Source organism: Chryseobacterium gossypii, assembly GCF_041361455.1.
Taxonomy (GTDB): Bacteria; Bacteroidota; Bacteroidia; order Flavobacteriales; family Weeksellaceae; genus Chryseobacterium; species Chryseobacterium gossypii.
The window spans coordinates 51,201-67,428 of the sequence record NZ_JBGCUR010000021.1 but is presented as its reverse complement, the minus strand read 5'-3'; the positions used below and the strand labels follow the sequence as shown (position 1 = coordinate 67,428).

Annotated in this window: 13 protein-coding genes; 12 read left to right on the top strand and 1 reads right to left on the bottom strand. The window is 38.7% G+C overall.

The window, feature by feature from the left end; translation table 11 throughout:
- Window positions 1-79 precede the first annotated feature (79 nt).
- From ABMQ40_RS12130 to ABMQ40_RS12120, 3 genes are all read left to right on the top strand, one after another.
- On the top strand, window positions 80-1,621 hold the full coding sequence (locus tag ABMQ40_RS12130; protein ID WP_370899936.1) for a protein adenylyltransferase SelO: 1,542 nt from the start codon (window positions 80-82) through the stop codon (window positions 1,619-1,621).
- A 97-nt stretch (window positions 1,622-1,718) separates the two neighbouring features.
- Window positions 1,719-2,651: a T9SS type A sorting domain-containing protein gene (locus ABMQ40_RS12125; RefSeq protein ID WP_370899934.1), complete on the top strand. Its 933-nt coding sequence runs from the start codon at window positions 1,719-1,721 to the stop codon at window positions 2,649-2,651.
- Between the two features lie 70 nt (window positions 2,652-2,721).
- A complete protein-coding gene (locus ABMQ40_RS12120; protein ID WP_370899932.1) occupies window positions 2,722-3,996 on the top strand; it encodes a DUF6080 domain-containing protein in 1,275 nt (424 codons plus the stop codon).
- A 51-nt stretch (window positions 3,997-4,047) separates the two neighbouring features.
- Here the strand turns inward: ABMQ40_RS12120 and ABMQ40_RS12115 are convergent, their stop codons facing one another.
- The gene (locus ABMQ40_RS12115) at window positions 4,048-4,590 is read right to left on the bottom strand and encodes an SPOR domain-containing protein (RefSeq protein WP_370899930.1); all 543 of its coding nucleotides are present in this window, start codon (window positions 4,588-4,590) and stop codon (window positions 4,048-4,050) included.
- A 185-nt stretch (window positions 4,591-4,775) separates the two neighbouring features.
- On the opposite strand from ABMQ40_RS12115, the gene ABMQ40_RS12110 reads away from it, so the two are divergent.
- The 9 genes from ABMQ40_RS12110 to ABMQ40_RS12070 all read left to right on the top strand — a co-directional run bounded on the left by ABMQ40_RS12110 (window position 4,776) and on the right by ABMQ40_RS12070 (window position 16,101).
- On the top strand, window positions 4,776-6,134 hold the full coding sequence (locus ABMQ40_RS12110; protein WP_370899928.1) for a c-type cytochrome: 1,359 nt from the start codon (window positions 4,776-4,778) through the stop codon (window positions 6,132-6,134).
- A 22-nt stretch (window positions 6,135-6,156) separates the two neighbouring features.
- Window positions 6,157-9,225, top strand: a complete 3,069-nt coding sequence (locus ABMQ40_RS12105; protein ID WP_370899926.1) for a TAT-variant-translocated molybdopterin oxidoreductase — start codon at window positions 6,157-6,159, stop codon at window positions 9,223-9,225.
- Window positions 9,226-9,250: 25 nt separating this feature from the next.
- Window positions 9,251-10,648, top strand: a complete 1,398-nt coding sequence (gene nrfD, locus ABMQ40_RS12100; RefSeq protein ID WP_370899924.1) for an NrfD/PsrC family molybdoenzyme membrane anchor subunit — start codon at window positions 9,251-9,253, stop codon at window positions 10,646-10,648.
- Entirely contained in the window at window positions 10,635-11,156 is a 522-nt protein-coding gene (locus ABMQ40_RS12095; protein ID WP_050021928.1) for a DUF3341 domain-containing protein, read from the top strand. Before nrfD ends, ABMQ40_RS12095 begins: the two co-directional genes overlap by 14 nt.
- Window positions 11,149-11,835 carry a c-type cytochrome gene (locus ABMQ40_RS12090; protein WP_370899922.1) on the top strand — a complete coding sequence of 229 codons (687 nt, stop codon included), beginning with the start codon at window positions 11,149-11,151 and terminating at the stop codon, window positions 11,833-11,835. The genes ABMQ40_RS12095 and ABMQ40_RS12090 overlap by 8 nt, the downstream gene beginning before the upstream one ends.
- 8 nt (window positions 11,836-11,843) lie before the next feature.
- Window positions 11,844-13,175, top strand: a complete 1,332-nt coding sequence (locus ABMQ40_RS12085) for a quinol:cytochrome C oxidoreductase (RefSeq protein ID WP_370899920.1) — start codon at window positions 11,844-11,846, stop codon at window positions 13,173-13,175.
- 121 nt (window positions 13,176-13,296) lie between these two features.
- Complete coding sequence (locus ABMQ40_RS12080) at window positions 13,297-14,316, top strand: hypothetical protein (RefSeq protein ID WP_370899918.1); 1,020 nt, start codon at window positions 13,297-13,299, stop codon at window positions 14,314-14,316.
- A 51-nt stretch (window positions 14,317-14,367) separates the two neighbouring features.
- Entirely contained in the window at window positions 14,368-15,564 is a 1,197-nt protein-coding gene (locus ABMQ40_RS12075) for a hypothetical protein (protein ID WP_370899916.1), read from the top strand.
- Entirely contained in the window at window positions 15,565-16,101 is a 537-nt protein-coding gene (locus ABMQ40_RS12070; protein ID WP_370899914.1) for an adenine phosphoribosyltransferase, read from the top strand. It abuts the gene before it with no gap.
- The last annotated feature ends 127 nt before the right edge of the window (window positions 16,102-16,228 follow it).

The window sequence follows — 16,228 nt, the reverse complement described above, 5'->3', positions numbered from 1 at the left end:
TCCTTTTTTTGTAAAATATAAAAAAGGCTATCTTACTTTTGAGACAGCCTCTTTTCTTTATTATTAATACCTTTGATGTATGAATATTGAAAACATCACACAACCATTTATAAAGAAATTCCCCGGAGATTTTTCCGGCAATCCTGTGCAGAGAAATACTCCGAAGGTACTATTTTCCACTGTTTCCCCGGCTGGGTTTGAAAAGCCTGAACTCATCATTTTTAATGCAAAGCTTTCCGAAGAAATAGGACTTGGCGGATATGAAGAAAAAGACCTGAATTTTCTTGTTGGAAACAACCTCCCGGAAAATATTCACTCTTATGCAACAGCCTATGCCGGACATCAGTTTGGAAATTGGGCAGGACAGCTAGGCGATGGCAGAGCCATCTTTGCCGGAGAAATTACAAATGTCACCGGTAAAAAAACTGAGATTCAGTGGAAGGGTGCCGGTGCTACCCCTTATTCAAGACATGCGGATGGAAGAGCTGTGCTGAGATCATCAGTCCGTGAATATCTGATGAGTGAAGCCATGTACCATCTGGGGATCCCTACAACAAGGGCATTGAGCTTATGCCTGACAGGAGAAAGCGTGGTAAGAGATATGATGTATAACGGAAATCCGCAGGAAGAAAAGGGAGCTGTAGTCATCAGAACCGCTGAAAGCTTCCTTCGCTTTGGGCACTATGAATTAATTTCCGCTCAAAGAGAATATAAAACTCTGCAGAATCTCGCCGATTTTACAATAGATAATTATTTCCCCGAAATTACGTCAGAAGAAACCCAGAAGTATAAAGATTTTTTTGAGCATGTTTCTAAAAGAACAGCCGATCTTATGGTAGAGTGGTTTAGGGTAGGCTTTGTGCATGGGGTAATGAATACAGATAATATGTCTGTTCTTGGTCTGACTATAGATTACGGACCTTATTCAATGATGGATGAATACTATTTAAATTTTACCCCCAACACCACCGACCTGCCCGGAAGAAGATACGCTTTTGGAAAGCAGGGACAAATTTCACAATGGAATCTGTGGCAATTAGCTAATGCACTTTATCCTTTAATAAATGATGAAAAATTTTTGGAAAACTCCCTGAACCAGTATGGAGAATACTTTTGGGAGGCCCATGATAAAATGCTTTGCAGAAAGTTTGGTTTTGATCAGCTCTTAGATGGTGATGAAGAGTTCTTTACCAACTGGCAGGGGCTGATGCATGAATTACAATTGGATTATACATTATTTTTTAAACAATTGGAATTGATAAATGAAAACAACGATTTAAAGCTTCAACTTGAAACCATTTCTTATACATTTCCTGATGAAAAAAAAGCAGCAAAAGTTGACGATTTTATAAAATCCTATTTTCTCCGTCTTGAAAAAAACAAAATCTCCAAAGAAGAGTCAATAGCATTAATGGCCAGAACGAATCCTAAATTCATACTGAGAAATTATCTGTTGTTTGAATGCATTGAAGAAATTAATTCCGGAAAAACAGAAATGCTGAATAAATTAATCTCCGCACTAGAAAATCCATATCAGGAAATGTTCCCTGAATTTTCTGTAAAGAGGCCATCTCAATATGATGATATTATGGGATGCTCAACACTTTCGTGCAGCTCATAGCATTATGAATTATTTTAACCTTATGATATAAAAATGAAGTTTTTTTTCATTACAAACTGTATTTTTTTATTATATTTACCAAAATAAAAAATATATCATGAAAAAACTTCTACTATCTTTAAGTTTGTTATTGACAGGTGCTGTAGCACACTCACAAACAACGTTATTGGATGAAAATTTTGATTCCTACACAGATTTTGCAATTACAGGTTTTGGCAACTGGTTAACCTTAGATTTAGACCAGCTTAACACTTATACGGGGGGAACGGATACTCCAATGTGGGATAATGCCGGAGCTCCAATGGCTTTCCAAATATTCAACCCTACAACAGCTGCAGTAACGAACAATGCTTCACCTACTACAGCAGATCCTGAAACCAGAAACTTTGATCCTCACAGCGGACAAAAATACGCCGCTTGCTGGGCAGGAGTTCCTGATGGTTCTGTAACAGCAAATAATGATTGGCTTGTAACTCCTGCGGTTACTCTGGGTGCAACCGGAAATACATTAACTTTGTGGGTGAAAGCATTATCTTCTACTTACACTCCGGAAAGATACAAGATCGGGGTATATACCGGAAGCGGCACACCTACATCAGAAACTAATTTTACAATAATTTCAGGAGCTAACGCGTTAAACGCTCCTTATGGTAGCTGGCAACAAGTTACTTATAATCTAGATGCTTATGCCGGACAAACCATCAGAGTTGGTATCCAGTGCATATCGGCAGATAAATATATGTTTATGGTGGATGACGTTAAAATCACAACCACATCTACATTAGCAACAAGCGAAATAAATGCTAAAACCAAATCAACAAGCATCTATCCTAATCCTACAAAAGGAGAAATCAACATTAAGACAGATAAGAAAATCAAATCTTCAACAGTATTAGACTTCACAGGAAAATCTATTCTTACGTCTACTTCTGCAAAAGCGGATCTTTCTTCACTTCCAAAAGGAACCTATATCCTGAAAGTTGACTTCACGGACGGAACTTCTTCTTCCGAAAAAGTAATTAAAGAATAAAGTTATTTACAATCTATAAAAGCTCACCGACCGGTGGGCTTTTTTATTTTATTTTTGCAAAAAACTATTTGTGTCTTTAAAATCTAAATTTGTCAATACTCTAAAATTAATATTCCCCTCTACTTTACCGGAGCTGGGAGTCTTTCTGTTTTTTCTCATAAGCTATGGAATCCTGGGTTCTTATATTGCTGTTAATTATAGGATTATTTTTGACAATAGGATCCCCTGGGATGCTTATTTCAGCTTTGACAACCGGTCTATTGTCATGACCGGCGGAAGCTTTGAAAGACATCCGTTATCCTATTATCTTTTCAATTGGGTAAGAGAGCTGGCATTATTTATATCCGGCGGAAAAATGGACTCCACATTCCGGCTGAGCTTAGCATGGTTTAGTACGTTTACCATCTGTCTGGCCTTGATACAGGTCTTCAAATACTTAAAAAATATCATACAGCTTCCTTTATCAATCGTTCTTGTATTAGTTTCTTTTTTCAGTATTTTTTCCACCTGTATTTTACTTTCCTTCACTCCGGAAAACTTCACTTATACCCTATTTTTACTTACTCTTTATAACAATTATGCAGCTGTTAAGCTTAAACAGGGAGAGAAAATATCCGCCATACCGCTTACTTTTGCCGGGATCACCATCGGAGGTCTTACCATTACCAATATCACAAAAGTTTTCATCCCTATATTTTTTGAAAAAGATCTTTTCAGGAGCTGGAAAAAAGTCGGAAGTACCCTTTTAAGAATATCTCTTACATGTCTTTGCTTCATCCTTCTTTATCTTAACAGGATAGATTTTATGTATAAAAATATTCTGAATAAAACCAGCGAGCAATATGAAAGGTTCTCCAATGTAAAATCGACACCAACCTGGGATATGATCCTTTCCTATTTTTTCGGGGGAAATATCTTGTTTTCAAGCTTTATCATCCGAGACAAAAACAATATGAAGGGTTTCGCTTATAAAGCCTTAGTAATGGATGTTTTCTCTTCCTGGATTTCATATATGTTTATCCTCATCCTATTGTTTTTGATCTTCTGGAGCTATTTTAAAAACTTTAAAAACAAGCTGGTACAGGTTTTAATGGTTTCATTCCTGATAGATATTGTCATACACTGTGTAATGAGGTTCGGTTTACATACCGCTTACATATATGGAGGACATTTCGCTTTTGTATATCCGTTAATGACCGGCTGGTTGTTTTACACCTATAAAAATTCATCAAAGACATTATCTTTTTTAATGATCTTAACTTTTATTTTGTTTACTTATCTGCTACTGAACAACATTATCCGGATGTCGGAATTTTTCTCATTCATGAAACAATATTATCAATAAAAAAGCTGAGGAAATTCCTCAGCTTTTTTATTGATAATATTTAACATTAATTTATTTCGCTTCTGCACAGAAGATTCTGTACTGAACAGCTATTGCGGATTTAAAATATTCCCGGATCTTCGAAAGATCGGAAGCAGCACTCTGTTTTGTAAAATAACTCCCCGCCAGAATTTTATAATTAGGTCGTAGAGAGGCATCAGTCTCCACTTTTAAATTCGGAAATCTTTTCCTGAAATAGGCTTTTACCTCGTTAGCTTCATCGTTGCTTTTTACCGTTGTGATCTGGATTTTATACCCTAAAATACGTGGATTTTTTCTGCAGATTTCCGCATTGGTAAGCTCTCTGCTAGGAACGTATATTTTAGCAGGCCTGGTTGAATCATCTTCATCGCCATTTCTCACCGAAGAGCTTCCAGTGCCTGCCACCCTTGAGCATTTATCTTCCAGACTTTCCAAAGCACTACTTACTTTGGCATCCATGGTCATTATAAGCTCGGTTCCGGAAAGAGTATCTTTTCTTACAACCTGTTGTGCATCAATATAATAAAATCCGAATAAAGATAACACCGAAAATATTTTGATGAAATTTTTCATTTAAACTTGTTTGTCGCAAATTTAGACAAATAAAAAAATATACCAAACACGGTTATTTAGAATGAATACAAATTAAAGTTAAATGATATTTTCCCTTTTCTATATGCCGTTAAATTACTGTTAAAAATATTATTTTTGCGGAATTGATTGAATGTTCAATATTTTACTAACATAAGATAATTTAAATGATTAGTTGGAGAAAGCATTATAAACAAACGTTGGTTGCGATAGGACTATTGTTATCAACCAGTGCTTCAATTTACGGGCAAGACGGCGATCCTAAAAACGGAGAGAAACTTTTCAAAGCAAATTGTACGGCATGTCACGCTTTAGACAAACAAGTTGTGGGACCACCATTGAAAGGGGTTGTAGAGCGTGTTAAACAGGAAGGCGGTGTCGATAAAGATTGGCTTCACAAGTGGATCAAGGACAACAAGGCTTTAAGAGCTTCTGGAGACAAATACGCCAATGAAATTTTTGAAAAATACAATAAGACTGAAATGCAGGTCTTTCCAAATCTAACGGATAAGGATATAGACGACATTCTAGCTTATACAACTAATCCTCCGGCTCCAGAACCGGAAAAAAAGGCTGAAACTGCCCCCGCAGGAGAGGCCGCAGCCGCACCGGCAGACAAAACTACTACAAACATTGTTATCATTTCACTTTTAGCGATTGCAGGTCTTTTAGTTTGGATCTTGGTAAAACTGAGACAATTGGTTAAGCTAGGCCAATCCGAAGAATTATCAGGACTTAATGAGACCAGAGTACGCTCATTCAGTGAAATTTATCAAAAATATCACTATGTAGGTAAAGGATTATTAGCTCTACTTGCCATTCTTGCTACCTACGGGATCTGGAACTGGCTTATGTGGATCGGTGTTTACAAAGGTTACAAGCCTGAACAGCCGATTTATTTCTCACACAGAATTCACGCCGGAGAAAACAAAATTGACTGTCAGCTTTGCCACTCAAGTGCTAAATATGGTAAAGTATCGGAAATCCCATCTATGAATGTATGTATGAACTGCCACAGAACGATTTCTGAGTACAATGCTGACCACTACATGGAACCAGGAAAAGATAAGGCTTTCTATGATGGGGAAATTCAAAAAATTTATGCTGCAACAGGTTGGGATCCTGAGAAACAACAATACACAGGTAAAACACAGCCGGTAGAATGGACAAGAATCCACAATATGCCAGATTTTGTGTACTTCAACCACTCTCAACACGTAGTAGCAGGTGAGCAGGCAATCATCAATTCTTTCAACAAAAAGAATCCGAACAACAAAATCGATGTTGTATGTAAAGCCTGTCACGGAAAAATAGATACAATGAATGTTGTTCAGATGGCTAACGATTTCACTATGGGATGGTGTATAGAATGCCACAGAACTACTGAAGTAGATATGAACAACGGTTACAATAAAGAATACTTCAAGAATCTACACGAAAAGCTGAAAAAACAATATCCTAAAGACGGTGGTAAAATTACTGTAGATGCAATTGGAGGTATTGAATGTGGTAAATGTCATTATTAATAACTAAAAATTAGAAGTATAAATGGCTTCAAACAAAATACAATTTAGAAGTATTCATGAACTTAAAGATCCTGCTTTAAACAATAAGCTGGCTCAAAAAGAGTTTCAAGAAGAAATTCCGGTAGAAGATTTCCTTGGAGATGCTGAGAAAAACGGATCAAGTACTTCAAGAAGAGATTTCTTAAAATTATTAGGTTTCTCTACTGCAGCAGTAACATTAGCTGCCTGTGAAGCTCCGGTAATTAAAACAATTCCTTATGTGGTAAAACCGCATGATATTATCCCGGGGGTTCCTAACTATTACGCTTCAACATATTTCGATGGTTTTGACTTCGCCAGCGTTTTAGTGAAAACCCGTGAAGGCAGACCTATAAAAATTGACCCGAACCCGGCTGCCGGGGATCTGGGAAAAACCAATGCGAGAGCTCAGGCAAGTGTACTTTCTCTATATGATAACGATAAAGTAAAACAGCCGAAATTAGATGGTAAGGATGAAACTTTCGATAAAGTAGACAGTTTCGTATTAAAAGGTTTGGCAGAAGCAAATGCAACGGGTAAAAAGATCGTTCTTTTGTCACACTCCTTACCTTCGCCTACTTTCAAAAAATTGTTCGGCGAATTTAAAGCGAAATATCCTACAGCTGAATTAGTAACCTATGATGCTTTCCCTTACGCTGCGGCATTAGATGCAGCTCAGGAAGTTTTCGGAACAAGAGCATTACCGGTTTACGATCTTAAAGGAACTGAATTGGTTGTTTCTTTTCAGGCTGATTTCTTAGCAGACTATAACGCAGGAAGTTTAGAAACTTCTTATGCGGCTGCCAGAAAGCCGGGAGCTAACATGTTGAGACATATCCAGGTGGAATCAAACATGTCTTTAACAGGTGCAAATGCTGACTCGAGAATCAGACTAAAGCCAAGCCTTGTAAATAAAACTCTTGTTGAGGTTTATAATGCAATTGTTGGTGGCGGTACATCAGACAAAACTGCCTCTGAAATTGCAAAAGAGCTTCAGTCCAAAGGAAGCAAAGCCGTTGTTTTTGCTGACGGTTCCAAAGGAGCACAGGTTTTAGCCCATTTAATCAACCAAAAATTAGGTTCAGTTGCCTTCACAGGTAAGGCAAACTTCCTGAAAGAATTTGATAAGGCAAGATTCCAGGAATTCCTTGGATGGATCAATGCCGGCCAGGTTGGTGTATTAATTGCCAACAATGTAGATCCTATTTATTCTTATCACAAAGGAGAAGAGTTCAAAAAATCTCTGGCAAAAATTCCTTATGTAATTGCTATCGCTGATAAGAAAAATGAAATGTACAAAGCAGCAAAAGCTGTGATTCCTGTAGCTAACTGGCTGGAATCCTGGGGAGATATAGAGCCTCAGACAGGTGTATATTCATTAATGCAGCCAACAATCCAGAAAATCTACAAATCAAGACAGATCGAAGAATCTTTATTGGTTTGGAAGAATGGTAAAAACAATGCTGCAAACAACTATTATGATTATTTGAAAGCTAATGCTACTTCAATTTTAGGAGGTACTTCTTTCAACAAAGCCTTATATAATGGCTTCAATGCTTCTCCAAATGCAACGACATTGTCTTATGCCGGAGGAAATGCTGCCCAGGCCATTGCTGAATTGAGCGCTTTCAAACCTTCTGATTTAGAATTAGTTTTATATACCAAAACTTCAATGGGAGACGGTACCCAGGCCAACAACCCTTGGCTGCAGGAATTACCGGACCCTATTACGAGAATGTCATGGGATAACTACTTGACCATTTCTCCTAAAGACGCAGAAAGATTAGGCATTGAAAACGATCTCAATGCAAGAATGCAGTTGGATGGTTCTATCGTGAACCTTACTGTAAACGGAGTAACAATAAAAGATGTTCCTGTATTCATTCAACCAGGACAGGCTGAAGGATCTGTAGGCCTTGCGCTTGGTTATGGCAAGAAAAATTCAGGAGCTACTGCTGATACCGGTGTAAATGCTTATCCTCTATTCGATGGTTCTAATTTAGTGGTATCTAATGTGAGGATCGAAAAAACAGGAGAAACCCATCCCTTCGCAGGTATTCAGCTTCAAAACACCCTGATGGGACGTTACGAGATCGCCAAGGAAGTTCCATTGGCAGACTTCCTGAACGTAGCTTTTGATGATGAACATAAAGGATGGAACAAGCCTTTAGAATATCACACTATCAGCGGTGCGTTGCCTGCAAGAAAAATTGACCTTTGGGATGCTTTCGATGATACGGATGGCCCTCATTTCAATCTATCTATTGACCTGAACTCCTGTACAGGTTGTGGAGCGTGTGTTATCGCCTGCCAGGCAGAAAACAATACTCCGGTTGTAGGTAAAGATGAGATCAGAATGTCAAGAGATATGTACTGGTTAAGAATTGACCGTTATTACTCTGCAAGACAAAAAGTAGAAGTATACGAAGGATTGAAAGAAGGAATGGCTGTTCCTGAACTTTACGGAACCGCTTTCAATGAAGAAGGAGGAGCATTAAACCACCCTGCTGATAATCCGGATGTAATCTTCCAGCCGGTAATGTGCCAGCACTGTAACCATGCACCTTGTGAGACAGTATGTCCGGTAGCGGCTACATCACACGGTAAACAGGGACAAAACCATATGGCGTACAACAGATGTATCGGTACAAGATATTGTGCTAACAACTGTCCTTATAAAGTAAGACGTTTCAACTGGTTTACCTACAACCTTAATGACCGTTTTGATTTCAACATGAATAACGATCTTGGAAGAATGGTACTTAACCCGGATGTAGTAGTAAGAACCAGAGGGGTAATGGAGAAATGTTCAATGTGTATCCAGGAAACTCAGGCTACAATCTTAAATGCCAAGAGAGAAAACAGAAAAGTAACAGATGCTGAATTCCAGGCTTCTTGTGCTTGTGCTGCAGCTTGTTCTACAGGAGCAATGACATTTGGGGATATGAATGACAAGGAATCTGAAGTTAGAAAATTATATGCTAGCAACAGAAGATATTATTTACTGGAAGAGATCGGAACAAAACCAAATGTGTTCTATCACACTAAAGTAAGAAACAGAGTAGAAAAATAAAGTTTAAATAATAAATAGGTAAAAAATGTCAGGACATTACGAAGCTCCGATAAGGGAACCTCTAATTATTGGTCACAAAACTTATCACGATATCACAGAAGATATTGCACGACCTATCGAAGAAAGAGCAGGGAAATTATGGTGGATCTCATTATATGCTGCCCTGGTTCTATTCATCTACGGATTCGGCTGTATCGCGTATACTATCGGAACAGGTATTGGAGCATGGGGACTTAACAGAACTATTAACTGGGGTTGGGATATTACTAACTTCGTATGGTGGGTAGGTATTGGTCACGCCGGAACCCTAATCTCAGCGGTATTATTATTATTTAGACAACGTTGGAGAATGTCTGTAAACCGTTCAGCTGAAGCAATGACGATCTTTGCAGTAGTACAGGCAGCCATCTTCCCTGTGATCCACATGGGTAGAGTTTGGGTAGGATATTGGGTATTCCCTCTCCCAAACCAGTTCGGTTCTCTTTGGGGTAACTTCAACTCTCCTCTACTTTGGGATGTATTTGCGATCTCTACGTATTTCTCCGTATCTACAGTATTCTGGTTCATGGGACTGATCCCTGACTTTGCGATGATCAGAGACAGAGCTAAGACTCCTTGGACAAGAAAAATTTATACATTCCTTGCATTCGGTTGGGGTGGTAAGGCAAAACACTGGCAGAGATTTGAAGAATTATCTTTGGTTTTGGCAGGTTTGGCTACTCCGCTTGTATTCTCAGTACACACTACCGTATCCTTCGACTTCGCCACTTCGGTAATTAAAGGATGGCACTCTACCATCTACCCTCCTTACTTCGTTGCCGGTGCGATCTTCTCAGGATTCGCAATGGTACAGACCCTATTATTGGTTGCAAGAAAGGTGTGCCACCTTGAAGAATATATTACCATGTACCATATCGAGATCATGAACATCGTAATCATTGTGACCGGTGGTATGGTAACCGTAGCTTATGCAACAGAATATTTTATCGGATGGTATTCAGGTTCAAGATTTGAAGACTTTACATATCTTTCCCCTGGAGCTGCAGTAGGACCTTACTGGTGGGCATTCTGGTCACTGATCATCTGTAACCTTGTTGTTCCTGCATCATTCTGGTTCAAAAAGCTAAGAACAAATATTATCTGGACATTCATCGTTGCATTGATCATCAACATCGGTATGTGGTTTGAACGTTTCGATATCATCGTTATCAACCTTTCAAGAGACTACCTGCCTGGATCATGGACCATGTTTAAGCCAACGATCATTGATGTGGGGGTATATTTAGGAACTATCGGATTCTTCTCTGTATTATTCTTATTATACGCAAGAACATTCCCTGTAATTGCACAGGCCGAATTAAAATCGATTTTGAAAATCTCAGGTGAAACTTATAAAGCAAAAGAAGGAGATGAGCACCACTAAAATTGTATACGGACTCTATGCTGATGACGACGACTTAATGAACGGCGTTAAAGCATTCAACGATAAAGGAATTAAAATCAACGAGGTTTATACTCCATTCCCGGTTCACGGGCTGGATAAAGCCCTTGGCCTGAAGAAAACAAGAATTTCCGATGCCGCTTTTATCTATGCCTGTTATGGTGTTACCATCGGTGCCACTTTAACCTGGTACGTAATGAATCATGACTGGCCTCAAAATATCGGTGGTAAGCCCGCCTTCGACTGGGGACACAACATGCCTGCATTCGTGGTGCCAATGTTTGAATTAATGGTATTCTGTGCAGCTCACATGATGTCATTAACCTTCCTGGTAAGAAATAAAATGTATCCCGGAGCTCCGGCTCAAAATCCGGACCCAAGGACTACAGACGATAAATTTATGATGGAATTTGTAACTGATGATGTAGAATCTGTAAAACAGTTGCTAATTGAAACCGGAGTTGAAGAAATAACTGTTAAAGATGCTTAAAATGAAAAGAAATGTATTAAAAATTACAGCAATTTTAGGTTTAACAACAGTTTTACTTAATTCTTGCGGACCAAAAGAAAATACACCATTAGTATATTTCCCGGATATGTATTTCCCGGTAGCTTATGATCCATTGATGAAAGCTGAGGATGCATATTCAGATCATGAAAATGAAATTCCGGCTTTCGTTAAAAATAACGGAGCTACAGGCCTTACTCCTGTAGAAGGAACCGTCCCTCAAAACAAAGACGGGATCTTTGAAGAAGGCAAGCTACCAAAAAATGTGGATGAATACAATGCAGGATATGATGCGTCAAAAACTGTAACCACCTCTCCGCTGAATCCGGCTAATGCAGCTAAGGATATCGAAAGAGGAAAAATACTGTTTGACCGTACTTGTGCTGCATGCCACGGAACTGCCGGGGATGGACAAGGACCAATCGTACAAAGCGGAGCTTTCTCAGGTGTACCTAACTATGCCGATAGAGAAATCACTGTAGGATCTGTTCATTATGTATTAACAAACGGTAGAAACGCAATGGGTTCTTATGCGGGACAATTGAACGCAGGAGACAGATGGAGAGTTGCCATGTATGTAATGAGTGCATTCAAGAAGAATGCAGCAGCACCTGCAGCAGCTTCAGCAGCAAAAACAGATTCTACCGCAACTAAAAAATAAGAAAAGAAATGTATAGTTTTTCACCAAAATTAAAGTCAACTTCTATAATACTCCTTGTTGTAGGTTTAGTTCTATTTGGTATTGGTTTCTTTATGAATAAAGGGATCACTACAGAACAAATTGAACACATGATGGAGGCTGTTCATTCTTCAGGGCACAATGCTCCTACTCATTCCAGTGAATTGGTAGGTCCTCAGGACCATGAAGCTCATTTAGAACATGCTGCAATGCAGATCCACAATCAGCCTTTGGCAGCAATACATTTTGTAGCTGTATTTTTCTTTGGCGTTAGCTGCTGCGTATTATTCTTTTATTCTATTCAGCACGCTGCTCATGCCGGCTGGCCTATCATCATTACAAGAGTAATGGAAGCCATCGCTTCTTATATTCCATACGGAGGTGCTATCCTGATTATTATCATGATATTGAATATTAGCCATATTGGTCACTTATTCCACTGGATGGATCCAGCTCTTACCGACCCTTCAAACCCGAATTTTGACGTAATCCTGTTTGAAAAGAAAAAGTTCTTAAATATTCCTTTTTATGCATTCAGAACCATTCTTTATGTAGTGGGAGCTTCTTTCTTCGCATGGAAATTAAAATCGATGTCTAAGAAAGTGGATGAGACAAAATCGAGAGTAGATTATCAGATGCTTTACAGATGGTCGGTAGGATATATTGTATTCTTCGGATTCTGCTCTGCTGCATGGGCCTGGGACTGGTTGATGTCTATTGACCCTCACTGGTATTCCACCATGTATATCTGGTATTCAATGGTTAGCTGCCTGGCAAGCTGCATCGCTGTGATCATTCTTTTGAGTGTGTATCTTAAGAAAAATGGATTCTTACCTCAGTTCAACGATAATCACTTACATGATTTGGGGGTATTCCTCTTTGCGACAAGTATGCTTTGGACGTATACCTGGTTCGCTCAGTTCATGCTTTACTGGTATGCGAACGTTCCGGAAGAGGTGAACTATTTCTTCGGAAGATTCCAGCACTATGCACCAACCTTCTTACCGATGCTTATCATTAACTTCCTGTTACCACTTTTAGTATTGGTAAGCAGCAGCATCAAGAGAAATTACAAGGTTGTTACAACAATGGCAGTAATTATTCTTTTCGGTCATATCGTAGATTATTTCAATATGGTTATGCCGGGAACAGTAGGTCCATACTGGAGGACTCCTGAAGTACTTCTTTTAGTAGTAGGAGCTATCCTTTTTGTAGCCGGATTATTCATCTTTACTGTGATGACTGCCTTATCTAAGCTGAAGCTTATCCCTACAGGAAACCCTTACTTACACGAATCTGAAATTTACGAGTATCCTTTCTAAGGATTTGTAACAAAATAAAACTCTAAAAGACTGATTATGAAAAAATCAGTCTTTTTTTATGCACTCGTCCCAGATCTGACGTTGCGTTCTGATTTAATAGCTCCGTTAAAAACAAAATATTATGAGAAAAACCCATTTGCTACAATTTCTCCTTATTTTAATATTGAATTTCACGAACGCACAAACCATTACCTTTATTTCCGAAAAGAATAACAGGCCCTTACCAAAGGTCTCGGTGTTCGGAAAAGATGGGGACATTCTTGCCTATTCGGATATTGATGGTAAAATTGATAAAAGATTATTACCGCCATCTCAGGAGAAATTCCAGCTGGTCTATGATAATTTCCCGGTAGCCAGCTTATCCTATTCAGACCTTGATAAAGATGTTATAAAGATCGACGATAAGATCAAAGATATTGAAGCCGTTGTTATTAAAAATAACAAACCCGCCAAATATGTTTTTATAAAAGGGGCTTTTAATTCCTATGTTACCGTAAACGGCAGGCTGAATTGCTATGTTGACGGGGTCGTCACCTATATTTTCGACAATGAGACCAAAAAATTAAAAAGCTCAAACATAGATCAGTACAGGGTTTACAGGCTTGTAGATCCACAGGAAAAAAGAAAGCTGACAGCGACATGGGATTATGATTCCTTCCTGGAAACACCCAAATTAAAAAATGTAGGGAACATTGAAGAATACAAAAAGAAAAAAAACACAAAATTCACAGAATTGAAAGGTGACCGGAAAGATGAGATAGAGGTTACGGGTGAATATCTTCAGCAAAAAGAATTAGCGTTGTTCGGATTCAGATTGTTCGATTTAAAAGGAGTTGTTAACATTTCCTATGAAAAAGATTCGGAGAAAACATTAAGGGACCTTCTGGAATATAACGAGATCCTATTCGCGAAACTGAAACATAAAACCGAACCGGACTATAATCAGATAATAGTTTACAACAATTTTTACCCTAAAGAATTAGACTTTAGTAATGATAGTCATATTGAAAGGGTAAAACTGAACACAGATTACAGCAATTATAAAACACCCTACTGGAAAGATCCTTCTTTCCCCAATATGCAGAATATTTTCAGCTCATTCTTCAAAGATGATCTGAAGGAACAGCAAAATAAAAAATAAAAAAGGTCTATTAATAAAGGTTTTATTAAATTTGTAACAAACTCAATAAAAATGAAAAAGTTTTCTTTTCTACTGGTTTTCAGTTTATTATTTTTTACGGCATGTAAAAAAGACCATGTAGATGCCACAAATACAAAAACCTTACAGTCAAGTATCAATGATATGACCTCCAGTCTTCCGACCATTAAACAGATCAAGTTTAATGAGGCCCTCTACATTCTCAAAACATTTGGAGTGGATGCGGAAGGTGATATAAATGAACTTAAGGCCCTTGGTCAGCTCATCAATGGTAAAAAGGTACCCGAAATTATGGCAATGGCAGATGAAGTTGCGCAAAAGAATGGTATTGAATGGGCCAGTACAGCTCCACCATCATTGGGAGAAATGAACATTTTCGGTGATGAAAAAGCAAAGGAGAGTGATCCTAATGACGTTAAGGCAAGCTCATTGAGCATTATAACAAGACCTACCGGCGACAATGGCTCCGGGCCCACAGCATTACAGATCATCCCGAGATTGGTGGACAATGCCGGAAACCCTATATCCTTTACCGGAGCCGGACTTGAAACTACACTAGAAGTATTCAGCAACGGGGTAAAGCTTTCAACAGCCAAAAACCTTATGCAGGACAATAATTTTAAAGGCTTTAATTTAAAATTCTCCTCCATTGCAGCCTCAAAGGTCATAGATAATAAAATTGACATTACCGTATCAGTAAAAACTACGGCCAAAACCTTTAAAATGTCAAAAATAGGCATAGATGTTAATCCTACGGCCCTGAAAGTGCCTGCTCCTCCAAAAGTTGACTCAACAGCAGTAGTACAGGATCCGGCCATGATGGATCCCAATAACCCGGGAACTGTAGCTGCAAATCCTACGGATCCTAATGCTCCCGCAACCTCAACTCCGGCTGCCTCAAAACAACCATCTGCAGATCCGAAAACTACAGTGAGCAGATTCCTAAACAATGTGAGCTCTCAAAACCTTAAAGCGGCATTCGACGCATCCAATAATCCAAGCTGGGGAAGCTATGAATCTTTCTCCAACCCGACCTCAGGATTCGGATCCGTAAAAAATGTAACCGTTAAAAATATTACAACAAATGGCGTAAATACCAATAACGCCAGTGTTAATGCCACCTATGACGTAACTGATAAAAACGGAAAGACGACTTCATTAAAGGTAACTTTCGGTCTTAAAAATGTAAACGGAGACTGGAAAATTTCCAGCTATAAAATAAACCCATAAATGGCTGCACAGGAACTCATTAAAAAGCTTGAAGAAACGATAGAAAATATTCCTGACTTTCCCATTCCGGGAATACAGTTCAAAGATATTTCACCTATATTCCTCAACCCAAAACTATACGAGGAAGTTATTGAGGATCTAGTAGCGTTCAGCAGGGGAAAAGTGGATGCCGTGTGCGGGATCGAAAGCAGGGGATATTTATTTGGTATTGCCGTAGCCGTGGCTTTGGAAGTTCCGTTCATCCTGATCAGGAAGAAGGGCAAGCTCCCGCCGCCTGTCATTTCAGAAAAATATGATCTCGAATATGGCAGTGCCGAAATTGAAACCCGGGAAGGACAATTAAAAAAAGGACAAAGAGTTCTCATCCACGACGATTTACTGGCAACAGGCGGAACTACCGAAGCTGCGGCCAGATTAGTGGAAAAACAAGGAGCAAAAGTTGTACAATTCAGCTTTCTGATCGGCCTGAAAGAACTGAAAGGTGATGAGAAGCTGAAAAAATTCGATGGCGAGATCTATCACATTTTAGAATATTAATGAAAATCAATACATGCTGCTGAAGGGGATTTCAGCAGCATTTTCATTCAATTCACAGATAATATAAAGATGCTTTTAAAAGCTTTACTGCACTTTTATTAATAATACGTCCAAAGTATTTTGTAAA